This is a genomic window from Clostridium sp. 2218st1_F5_2218SCRN_220325 (assembly GCF_039062665.1).
Taxonomy (GTDB): Bacteria; Bacillota; Clostridia; order Peptostreptococcales; family Peptostreptococcaceae; genus Intestinibacter.
This window is the reverse complement of sequence record NZ_JBCLNH010000008.1, coordinates 112,702-123,432: the sequence shown is the minus strand read 5'-3', so window position 1 is coordinate 123,432 and position 10,731 is coordinate 112,702. Positions and strand designations below refer to the sequence as shown.

11 protein-coding genes are annotated in these 10,731 nt (G+C 29.0%); 10 read left to right on the top strand and 1 reads right to left on the bottom strand.

The genetic code is table 11. The features are described 5' to 3' along the window. Positions 1 to 324: 324 nt before the first annotated feature. The 8 genes from ABCM86_RS06850 to ABCM86_RS06815 all read left to right on the top strand — a co-directional run bounded on the left by ABCM86_RS06850 (position 325) and on the right by ABCM86_RS06815 (position 7,186). Positions 325 to 2,169, top strand: coding sequence for a TIGR03960 family B12-binding radical SAM protein (locus ABCM86_RS06850; protein WP_295762306.1), 1,845 nt, complete (start codon positions 325 to 327; stop codon positions 2,167 to 2,169). 2 nt (positions 2,170 to 2,171) lie between these two features. After that, positions 2,172 to 2,870 (top strand): TIGR03936 family radical SAM-associated protein, encoded by a 699-nt coding sequence (locus tag ABCM86_RS06845; protein WP_195931530.1) that lies wholly within the window; start codon positions 2,172 to 2,174, stop codon positions 2,868 to 2,870. Between the two features lie 17 nt (positions 2,871 to 2,887). Next, a complete protein-coding gene (locus tag ABCM86_RS06840) occupies positions 2,888 to 4,288 on the top strand; it encodes an Rne/Rng family ribonuclease (RefSeq protein ID WP_295571569.1) in 1,401 nt (466 codons plus the stop codon). Between the two features lie 119 nt (positions 4,289 to 4,407). Next, the gene (gene rplU, locus ABCM86_RS06835; protein ID WP_195931532.1) at positions 4,408 to 4,719 is read left to right on the top strand and encodes a 50S ribosomal protein L21; all 312 of its coding nucleotides are present in this window, start codon (positions 4,408 to 4,410) and stop codon (positions 4,717 to 4,719) included. Between the two features lie 15 nt (positions 4,720 to 4,734). Next, complete coding sequence (locus ABCM86_RS06830; protein WP_195931533.1) at positions 4,735 to 5,055, top strand: ribosomal-processing cysteine protease Prp; 321 nt, start codon at positions 4,735 to 4,737, stop codon at positions 5,053 to 5,055. A 13-nt stretch (positions 5,056 to 5,068) separates the two neighbouring features. Then, positions 5,069 to 5,362 carry a 50S ribosomal protein L27 gene (gene rpmA / locus ABCM86_RS06825; RefSeq protein WP_022072586.1) on the top strand — a complete coding sequence of 98 codons (294 nt, stop codon included), beginning with the start codon at positions 5,069 to 5,071 and terminating at the stop codon, positions 5,360 to 5,362. A 150-nt stretch (positions 5,363 to 5,512) separates the two neighbouring features. Continuing rightward, positions 5,513 to 6,793, top strand: coding sequence for a GTPase ObgE (gene obgE, locus ABCM86_RS06820; protein WP_195931534.1), 1,281 nt, complete (start codon positions 5,513 to 5,515; stop codon positions 6,791 to 6,793). Positions 6,794 to 6,820: 27 nt separating this feature from the next. Then, a complete protein-coding gene (locus ABCM86_RS06815; RefSeq protein WP_279051625.1) occupies positions 6,821 to 7,186 on the top strand; it encodes a YhbY family RNA-binding protein in 366 nt (121 codons plus the stop codon). Between the two features lie 201 nt (positions 7,187 to 7,387). Here the strand turns inward: ABCM86_RS06815 and ABCM86_RS06810 are convergent, their stop codons facing one another. Further along, positions 7,388 to 8,305, bottom strand: a complete 918-nt coding sequence (locus tag ABCM86_RS06810; protein ID WP_195930478.1) for a ribonuclease Z — start codon at positions 8,303 to 8,305, stop codon at positions 7,388 to 7,390. 160 nt (positions 8,306 to 8,465) lie between these two features. Here ABCM86_RS06810 and ABCM86_RS06805 point away from each other — a divergent pair, with 160 nt between their 5' ends. Both ABCM86_RS06805 and ABCM86_RS06800 read left to right on the top strand, forming a co-directional pair. Next, entirely contained in the window at positions 8,466 to 9,344 is an 879-nt protein-coding gene (locus tag ABCM86_RS06805; protein WP_195930479.1) for a DUF4846 domain-containing protein, read from the top strand. A 207-nt stretch (positions 9,345 to 9,551) separates the two neighbouring features. Beyond that, positions 9,552 to 10,697: an alanine--glyoxylate aminotransferase family protein gene (locus tag ABCM86_RS06800; RefSeq protein WP_343003731.1), complete on the top strand. Its 1,146-nt coding sequence runs from the start codon at positions 9,552 to 9,554 to the stop codon at positions 10,695 to 10,697. Positions 10,698 to 10,731 lie beyond the last annotated feature (34 nt).

Below are 10,731 nucleotides of genomic sequence, written 5' to 3'. Positions count from 1 at the left end.
ATAGTATACTCTAAAAAACGTTTTTTATAAGTATAAAGTTTAAAAGAGAATATAATATAAGTATAAATATACAAATTCTACTTATTTATTAAATAGTAATCTTTAAAATTGGTTATAAATATAATATAAAGCTTTAAATTTAAGTTTATAGAAATTAATACATAATAATTTATTTTAATTATATACAATAATGGATTTATTTATAAATAAAAACCTTTGAACATAATATTTTATAGTGTATAATAAAATTCGTGTTATTTTTAATATAAACTAAAATAAAAATAATTGACTGTAATATAGAGAACATGGAGGATTAAGTAATAGATGGATAAACATAATTTTAAAAAGATACTTAAAAAAGTAGAAAAACCAGCTAGATATCTAGGAAATGAAATAAATTCAATCCATAAAGATACTACAAATAAAGATTTAATAAGATACGCACACTGCTTCCCAGATTTATACGAAGTAGGTATGAGTCACTTAGGAAGTCAAATACTATATAGAGTAATAAATAAAGATGAAGATGTGTTCTGTGAGAGAGTTTATGCTCCGGCATTAGATATGGAACAAATAATGAGAGAAAATAATATACCTCTATTTGCATTAGAATCAAGAGAATCTATAAGAAACTTTGATTTTGTTGCATTTACTCTTCAATACGAGCTTTCATATTCAAATATATTAAATATGATGGATTTAGCAGGAATACCTCTAAAAAGAGAAGATAGAGAATTAGACGATCCATTCATAATGGTTGGAGGTTCATGTGCATATAACTGTGAGCCACTTGCAGACTTCATAGATATAGCGATACTAGGTGAAGGTGAAGAAGTAAACTTAGAAGTTGTTGCTGAATATAAAGAGTGGAAGAAAAATAAAACTACAAGAGAAGATTTCTTAGCTAGAGTAGCAAAAATAGAAGGTGTTTACGTTCCAAGTTTCTACGATGTAGAATACAACGAAGACCAAACAGTAAAATCTGTTAAACCAAATAGAGAAGGCGTAAACGAAAAAGTTCGTAAAAGAATAATAAGAAATATGGATGAAGTATATTATCCAGAAAAATTAATAGTTCCTTATATAGAAATAGTTCACGATAGAGTTGTATTAGAATTATTTAGAGGATGTACAAGAGGATGTAGATTCTGCCAAGCAGGTATGATATACAGACCAATAAGAGAAAAAAGCTTAGATACATTAACTAAATCAGTAAGAGAATTAGTAGACAATACAGGATATGACGAAATATCATTATCATCACTAAGTACAAGTGACTACACTAATCTACCAGAATTAACGGATTTCTTAGTTGATGAATTTACACCAGAAAATATAGGTATATCTCTACCATCACTTAGACTTGACAACTTCTCTATGGAAATAGCAGAAAAAATACAACAAGTTAGAAAATCTGGTCTTACATTTGCACCAGAAGCTGGTACTCAAAGACTTAGAGATGTTATAAACAAAGGTGTAACAGAAGACGACCTTAAAAATACAACTAAAAAAGCATTCGAAATGGGATGGAACAGTGTTAAATTATACTTCATGATAGGTCTTCCAACTGAAAGATACGATGACTTAGATGGTATAAGAGATTTAGCATACGATGTTATAGACACTTATAGAAATGTACACGATGGAAAACTTAAAAAGAAATTCTCAGTTACAGTAAGTACATCTACATTTGTACCAAAACCATTTACACCATTCCAATGGCATGGACAAGATACAACTGAAGAAGTTTTAGATAAACAACGTTATTTAGTTAAAGCTCTAAAAAATAAAGATATAAAATACAACTACCATGACTCAAAAACAAGTTTAATGGAAGCAGTATTTGCAAGAGGAGACAGAAGACTAGGAAAAGTACTATTAGATGCATACAAAATGGGTGCAAAATTCGATGGATGGAGTGAACACTTCAAACTAGATATATACAAAGAAGCTATGGAAAAAAATAATTTAGATATAGCATTCTATGCTAATAGAGAAAGATCTTACGACGAAGTATTCCCTTGGGACCATATAGACGTAGGTGTTAGTAAAAAGTTCTTAGTTAGAGAAAATGAAATAGCTAGAGCTGAAAAAATAACTGTAGACTGTAGACACAGATGTAATGGTTGTGGAATAAATGCACACGAAATTGGAAAGGGGTTATGTTAAGTATGAGTAAATTAATAAGAGTTAAATACAAAAAAGAAGATGAGATGATATTTATATCTCATCTTGATTTACAAAGACTTCTACAAAGAGCATTCAGAAGAGCAAAAATAAACTTAAGTTATTCTGAAGGATTCAATCCTCATCCTAAAATGAGTTATGGTAATGCATTAGCTCTAGGAGTAGAGAGTCAAGGTGAATATGTTGATATAGAAATCGAAGACGATATAGAAGTAGACGAATTTTTAGAGAGAATAAACAATCAATTACCAGAGGGAATTAAATTTATAAAAGGTCAAGAAATAGACCCAAAAACTCCTTCATTATCATCAGTAATAGTTTATGGAGAATATATATTCAATATAGACTTAGACACTCCTTTAAGCAAAGAATTTGTTAAATCAAGAGTGTTAAACTTCGTAAAAAGTGAAGAGATAATAGTAACTAAGACAAATAAAAAAGGTAGAAAAGTAGAAGTCGATATAAGACCTTTAATCAAAAACTTTGATTTAGTAAGCTTAGACGACAAAAAAGTAACTTTTGAGTCTACTATAGCTACAGGATCAAAAGCTAATTTAAATATAAATATCTTAATACCACAAATATTAAATATGCTTGATTTAGAAATAGATCCAAGAGAAGTTAGTGTTTTAAGACGTGATTTATATGCTATGGAAGATGGTCAATTAGTGACTCCACTTTAATTTATAGAGATAATAAAATGAAACAAATTATAGTACAATCATTAATTTCATCTACACAGACTGCAGTTATGCAGGATAATAAGCTAATAGAACTATTAATAGAAGATAATATACATAAAAAGACAAAATCAAATATTTACAGAGGTATAGTAAAAAATATCAAGCCAGGTATAGAGGCGGCTTTTGTAGATATAGGTTTTGAAAAGATGGCATATTTACCTATTAAATCTTCTGACGATATAAAAAATGGTATGGAAGTTCTCGTTCAAATCAACAAAGAAGCTGTTGGAACTAAGGCACCAAGACTTACACAAGAGATAAGTATATCTGGGAGGTATTTAGTTTTAATACCATCAAATGATAGAATTACAATATCAAATAAAATATCTGAAGAAAAAGAAAGATTTAGACTAAAAAAATTAGTAAAATCATTAAACAAAGACAATCTGGGCATAATAATTAGAACAGAAGCTGTAGGCTGTGATATAGATAAATTAAAAGAAGATTTTGAAATGCTTATAAATAGATATAAAAATATATCTAAAGAATTTAAATTAGGTATGGGTCCTAAACTACTATATAAAGAATTAGACCTAGACACAAAATACATTAAAGATAATATTAATGACGAAATAGATAATATTATCTTTAATGATAAAGATAAATATACAGAAATTAAAACTTTATTAAGTAACATAGATAAAAGTTATGTAGATAAACTAATTTTAGAGCAAAATAAAGATATATTTGATTTATACAAAGTCTCAAAAGAAATAGAAAGAGCTTTAAGCAAAAAAGTATGGCTTAAAAGTGGAGGCTATTTAATAATAGAAAAAACAGAGGCATTGACTGTAATCGACGTTAATACAGGAAAATTTACAGGAAATATCTCGAGAGAAGAAACTATGTATAAAACTAATTTAGAAGCCTGCGAAGAAATTGCAAGGCAACTAAAGATTAGAGATATTGGCGGTATTATAATAGTAGACTTTATAGATTTACAAAAGAAAAAATATAAAGAAAACTTAATTAAAAAATTAGAAGAATGTCTAAGTAGAGACAAAAGAAAAAGCGAGGTCCTAGGTATAACTAGATTAGGTCTTGTTGAAATCGCTAGAATGCGAGAAAAAGACTCTATAGATTCTTACTATCTAAGCACATGTGAAAATTGTAAAAGTGAATTTAGTCAAAAATCAATTAACTACATATTAGATGATTTAGAAAAAGACATTATAAGAATGAAAGAACATACGAACTATAATAATATTTTATTGGAAATATCACCATATATTTACAATAAAATGATTGAAAAATACAGCGATTCTCTAAAAAAACTAGAAAAAAAATACGAGATAAGTATTGAAATTACAAAAACAGAAAGTATAAATCAAAAAGGCGAAAAAATTATTTATAAATAATATTGACTTTTAATCAAAAACAATGTATTATTAATAACTGTAATGCCGCACAGACAAGGTAAAAACTTTCGAAAGAAAGTACCTTAATGGCGAGTTTGAGACCGAGGAGGTGTATATGAATGTACGCTATAGTTAAAACAGGTGGAAAGCAATACAAAGTTGCTCAAGGTGATGTATTATTCGTAGAAAAATTAGAAGCTAACGAAGGTGATGTTGTAACTTTAGATCAAGTATTAGCTGTTGCTGGTGAAAACGGATTAACTGTTGGATCTCCAGTTGTAGAAGGTGCTACTGTAACTGCTAAAGTTGTAGCTCAAGGAAAAGCTAAGAAAGTAATAGTTTACAAATACAAAGCTAAAAAAGACTACAGAAGAAAACAAGGACATCGTCAACCATACACTAAGTTAGTTATAGAATCTATAAACGCTTAGTAATTGGAGTGTAATATGATAAAGATTAAATATCATTACACAGATGATTTCAGATTAAAAGGATTCACACTAAAAGGACATGCTGAGTATGCCGAATATGGCTACGATATAGTTTGTTCAGCCGTTACATCTAACGCAATAGGTGTGGACAACTCATTGAATTTACTAGCAAAAGTCGAATTTGAGTCTGAAATAGGACAAGAAGGAATGATTGAATGCATAGTAAAAGAAGATTGTTTAAATGATAAAACTGATTTATTATTTGAACACTTTAAGTTAACAATGGAAATGATAAAAGGACAATATCCGAAAAATATAAAAATCTTAAAAAAGTAGGGGGTGACTCCAAATGTTAAACATGAACTTACAATTATTAGCATCTAAAAAAGGGGTAGGGTCTTCTAAAAATGGTAGAGATTCTATATCAAAAAGATTAGGTGTTAAAAGATATGACGGACAAGTAGTTACTGCTGGTAGTATAATAGTAAGACAAAGAGGAACTAAGATACATCCAGGTACTAATGTAGGTAAAGGTGGAGATGACACTTTATTCGCATTAATAGACGGTACTGTTAAGTTCGAAAGATACGACAAAAAAAGAAAAAAAGTAAGTATATATCCAGTAGTAGAAGTTGCTGAATAATTATAAAAGAAAAGGAGTGTATCTACACTCCTTTTTGTTTTATAATATATAGGAAATATACATACAACTATCTGAAACAAAGATTTTTTCAACAATAATATATACCTTAAAAATGGAAACAATAAAAATATTACTTGGGAGGTGAAAGACTTGTTTATAGATAAGGCTAGAATATTCGTAAAAGCAGGAAACGGCGGAAATGGTTCTGTATCATTCAGAAGAGAAAAATATGTTCCAGCAGGAGGCCCAGACGGTGGAGACGGTGGTCGTGGAGCTAGTATAATCTTCAAAGTAGATACAGGTCTTAGAACTTTAATGGATTTCAAATACAAAAAGAAATATGTAGGTGAGCCAGGAGCTGACGGAAGCAAAAAAAGACAAGCAGGAAAAAACGGTGAAGATTTAGTATTAAAAGTTCCACCAGGAACAATAATAAGAGACGAAGCTACTAATTTAATAATAGCTGACTTAAAAAATGAAGGCGATGAAGCAGTAGTTGCAAAAGGTGGTAGAGGCGGAAAAGGAAACCAACACTTTGCAAATGCTGTAAGACAAGCACCTAGTTTTGCTAAATCTGGAACAGATGGAGAAGAAAGATGGGTAATACTAGAGCTTAAAATGATCGCTGATGTAGGTCTTTTAGGATTCCCTAACGTAGGTAAATCAACATTCTTATCAGTGGTAACTAAAGCTAGACCAAAAATAGCTAACTACCACTTCACAACTTTAACACCAAACTTAGGTGTTGTTAAAACTAACTTTGGAGATAGTTTCGTTCTTGCAGATATACCAGGACTTATAGAAGGTGCTGCAGAAGGTGTTGGTCTTGGACACGACTTCTTAAGACACGTAGAAAGAACAAAAGTATTAATCCATATCGTCGATATATCAGGAATTGAGGGAAGAGACCCAATAGAAGATTTCGATAAAATAAACGATGAATTAAAATTATACAACGATAAATTATCTACTAGACCTCAAATAGTAGTGGCAAACAAAGCTGATTTATTATTTGATGAGTCAGTTTATGAAAACTTTAAAAAGACTTTAGAAGATAGAGGATACAAAGTATTCAAAATGTCTGCTGCAACTAGAGATGGTGTAGACGAAGTTATAGCTTATACATCACAATTACTTCAAGAAGTAGAAGATATAGAATTAGTATCAGAAGAAGAATACTACAGACCAGAACTTGACAACACTGTTGAAGAAGGATTAAGTGTTGAAATAGATGAAGATGGAACTTATGTAGTAACTGGTAAAAAACTTAGAAGAATCATGTACTCTGTTGACTTTGAGGATATGGAATCTATCCAATTCTTCCAAAAAACTATGGAAAATGAAGGTGTATTCGATAAACTTAGAGAAATGGGCATAGAAGACGGAGATACAGTTAAGATATACGAAATAGAATTTGAATTCTATCACTAGAATTTAAATACAAATTAGGAGGAAGACATGCTAAATAGTAAACAAAGAGCTTACTTAAGATCTCTTGCTAACACTATGAAACCTATAACTCAAATAGGTAAAGATGGTGTAAATGAGAGATTCTTAGAACAATTAGATAATATGCTAGATTCTAGAGAACTAGTTAAAGTTAATATACTTGAAACTGCGGGACTTGACGCAAAAGAAACTGCAAATGCAATATGTAATGCATTAAGAGCAGAATACGTTCAAGCTATAGGTTTTAAATTTACAATATACAGAAAAAATTTAGAAGAGCCTAAAATATTATTCCCAGGTCAAGTAGCTAAGAAAAAAGTTCAAGAAGAAGGTACTACTAAAAAAGGTAGACCAACTAAAAGATCAAGAAGATAATTGACTTATATAATATAAAAATATTTATTTAAATAAAAACTTGAATATAAATAAAAAAAAGAATTGCTAAAATTTAAACTGGCAATTCTTTTTTTAAGATGAATTTCAAAATAGTAAAGGATACTTATAAAATTCGATATGTAAATCTAAATTCCTCTATAAATTATAAAAATAAAATAAATTTTTAAAATTACAATCAAATCAATCCGTATAAGATAATTTTAAAGTTAATCCGTCTTCTCCAATAATAGTATCTTCAAAAAGATTAGTGGCGTTTTGGATAAAGTCTTTTGGATTTTCAATAGATGGACTAAAATGAGTTAGTAGTAATTTATCTACATTTCCGGCATTTGCAAGACTAGCAGACTCTCTAAAAGTCATATGTTTGTTTTTGACGGCTTTTGATATATCTAAATCATCTCCATACATACCTTCACATATAAATAAATCGCTCTCATATATAAACTCTGGTATTTCAAAAGTAGGTCTAGTATCAGTTATAAAACTAAGTTTTATTCCCCTACGATTTTCACCTAACACCATATCAGCATAATATGTCTTATCTTTATAAATTGCTGAAGAGTTTTCTTGGAGTTTTTTCCATAGATTTTGAGGAACTTGGTTCAAAATTGCTTTTTCTCTATCAAACTTAGGTTTTCTTTTAAAATACAAGCTATATCCGATACATTCAGTAGAGTGGTCTAAATTTATTGTAGATATATCTATATCTTTTAAAATATCATGTTCTAAAGAAAATGTTTGTTTTGGGTTTTCAATTATATTAACTTTATATGGAAGATATTCAACCAAGACTTTTATAGCCTTCATAGCATCTATTATGCCGATTGGCCCTACTATAGTTAAATCGTCTGTTTTCCCGCTATTACCCATTGTCTGTAAAAGACCAATTAATCCTATTATATGGTCTCCATGTAAATGAGTTATAAGTATTAAATCTATATTTTTAAATCCACAATTGTATTTTTTCATAGCAACTTGTGTACCTTCACCACAATCTATAAGTATTTTACTACCCTTATAATTTATAAAAAGGGAAGATAGAAATCTATTAGGCATAGGAACATTGCCACCACATCCTAGTAAAGTTAAATCAATCATTTAAATCTCCTTTTAAATTAGTATTTAGAGGTATTTCTTAAAAAATATTTAAGAAATTTTATATAATATGTAAAAATAAATAGTAAAATCTATTGTAATATTAATATTATATATATTTTAACCATTTAGTATAGTATTAGTAAATAGAAAGGGGAGTATTATGCAAAAAAGAAATGCTTTGGGATTTATTTTGTGTGCTACTTTATTTATATGTTGTGGGTGTAGTAGTGAAATAAATAAAAGTAGTACAACTTCTAAAATCAATACAGTAGGCAAAACTGAAACGATTTTAGTAAATAAGGAGAAAAATACAATAAAAGAGAGGTATGACGTACCTAAGGGATATGAAAGGATAAGCGTAGAAGAAAATAATTTTGGGGAATTTTTAAGAAATAGCAAATTAGAAAAATACGGCGAGAAGGTAAAGTATTATAACGGAAAAACAAAAAATAAAGAAAATGTATACGATAGTGTTTTCGATGTAGATATAGGAGATAGAGATTTACATCAATGTGCAGATGCTGTGATGCTTTTGAGGGCTGAATATTTATATCAAAACGAAAGATATGATGAAATAAGTTTTGAGTTTGTAAATGGATTTAAGGCTGAATACAGTAAGTGGAGAATGGGGTATAGAATAAATGTCGGTGAAAATTCGTGTTCATATTATAAAGGTGCACAACCTGATAATTCATATTCGACTTTTAGAAATTATATGGATTTAGTTTTTGCATATAGCTCTACATTATCTTTAGAAAAAGAATTAAAAAGTGTAGATATAAATGATATGCAAATAGGAGATGTATTTATAAAGGGAGGTTCTCCAGGTCATTGTGTAATAGTAGTAGATATGGCGCAAAATAAATCTACAGGAGAAAAAGTATTTATGCTAGCACAAAGTTATATGCCAGCACAACAAACACAACTTCTTATAAATCCAAACGACAAAAATTTAAGTCCATGGTATAGCTTAGATTTTGGAGATACTTTAAATACACCTGAGTGGACTTTTAAAAAAGATCAATTAAAAAGATTTTAATACAAAAACTGATTTTCTATTTTATTTGTAGGAAATCAGTTTTTAATTGCACCCATACAATTACTAATTTATACTAAACTGTATTGAAATAAAGGCCATATAATATATAATATGCTTATATGATTGTTAAAAATTATATAATTTTTATTATAATTAATAATACAATACAAATTTATACATTAAAAATAGGGGGACAAAATGGAGAAAATGAATAACAAAACAGTTTACACACCAGGGCCATCAGAAGTTAGAGAAAATGTAAGATTAAAAAGAGCAGAAAAGACTACTAATCCTGATGTAGACGTAGATTTCTGTGAGTTTTATAAAAATACATGTGACAAAATGGCGAAAATCTTAAAAACACAAAACGATGTTTATATTTTAAGTGGAGAAGGTATTTTAGGATTAGAAGCAGCGTGTGCATCACTTACAGAAAGCGGAGATAGAGTTTTAGTAATTGATAATGGTATTTTTGGAAAAGGATTTGACGATTTTGTAAAAATGTATGGAGGAGAAGTAGTTTATTTCTCTGATGATTATCATAAAGCTATTGATGTAGAAAAATTAGAACAGTTCTTAGAAAAAGATCACGATTTTAAATACGCAACAGTAGTACATTGTGATACTCCTACAGGAGTTTTAAATGATTTATCAAAAATAGGACCATTACTTAAAAAATACAACATACTTACAGTTGTAGATTCAGTTGCCGCTATGGTTGGAGAAAATATCGAAGTAGACAACTGGCAACTAGATATAGTTTGTGGTGGGTCACAAAAGGCTATTTCAGCTCCAACAGGTCTTACAATTCTGTCAGTTAGTGAAGATGCTAAAAAATCTATGAAAAGTAGAAAAACACCTATTGTAGGATTTTATTGTAACTTAACAATATGGGAAAATTATTATAGAGATAAATGGTTCCCATATACAATGCCAATAAGCGATATTATGGGGCTTGATGTAGCATTAGACAATATATTAGAAGAAGGCATTGAAAATGTTCAAAATAGACATTTTAAAATAGCAAATGCGACAAGAAATGCAGTAAAAGAATATGGACTTAATTTATTTTTAGAAGATGGATATTCAAATACTGTAACAGTAGTTGATATTGAAGAAGAAATTGGTGCAGGAAACTTAGTAAAACATCTACTAGAAAAATATAATGTAGTCATGACGACTTCATTAGCTAAATATACTGGTAAAATACTTAGAATTGGGCATATGGGAGAAAATGCAAAATACGAAGCTATAGTACCTATTCTTAATTATGTAGATTTAGGCCTTAAAGACTTAGGATTTAAAACAGATAAAAATTTAGTAGATTTATTTAATAAATATTATAATGCATAGAAAATAAATTTAAAATATATATAAAGGGGAGAGG